This is a genomic window from Lactobacillus sp. 23-2, assembly GCF_044902225.1.
GTDB lineage: Bacteria > Bacillota > Bacilli > Lactobacillales > Lactobacillaceae > Lactobacillus > Lactobacillus absianus.
Window position 1 is genome coordinate 1 of the sequence record NZ_JAOQBX010000062.1, and the last position, 784, is coordinate 784.

The window sequence follows — 784 nt, forward strand, 5'->3', positions numbered from 1 at the left end:
TTTCTAGAGAGGTTAAAATGGATCATTCATATTCTAACACTAAACCACACCAAAAGGGAAAGCACCTTTCAAAGGATGATCGAATTACAATTCAAGTGATGCATTCTATTGGCTGCTCAAACCGTGCCATTGCTAGAGAGCTTAACTGCTCGCCAAGTACAATCGGATATGAGCTCAAAAGAGGCACCGTATCCCTTTATACTGGCAATGTGAAACGATACAAAGCTGCCAAGGGGCAAATGACTTACGAGCGCCATAGACGCGAATGCGGCCGTAAGAGCTTGTTCCTTCGTCGAAGCAGGTTCATCAACTATGTTTCCCACTGCTTCCATAAGCGAGGCTGGTCTCTTGATGCCTGCGTTGGCTATGCTTTAGCCGAAGGTATCTTCCCAAAGGATCAGGTCGTGTCTACCAAGACTCTGTACAACTACGTTAACCTTGGCCTTATGGACATCAAGAACATCGACCTCCCAGAAAAGGTAAAGCGCAATACCAAGGCTCGTCGTGCTCGTGCAAACAAGCGCATTCTAGGCAGAAGCATCGATGACCGCAGTCCTAGAATCGATACCCGTAAGGACTTTGGACACTGGGAATGCGATCTGGTTCTTGGACACAAGACCAAGGATGATGATGTGCTGCTTACTCTGTGTGAACGAAAGACACGTTGCTTCTTCATGATCAAGATTGAAGATAAGACTTCAGCCAGCGTCATGAAGGCGTTTGACAAGCTTCGCGAGTTTTATGGATCCAAATGGAACAGAATCTTTAAGTCTATCACAACCGA

At 46.0% G+C, this 784-nt stretch carries 1 protein-coding gene; it reads left to right on the forward strand.

Annotated features, from left to right (window positions below):
- Nucleotides 1-17: 17 nt before the first annotated feature.
- Nucleotides 18-784, forward strand: a 767-nt coding sequence (locus tag OCH80_RS10150) for an IS30 family transposase (protein WP_404540647.1), incomplete at its 3' end; no start/stop codon positions are given.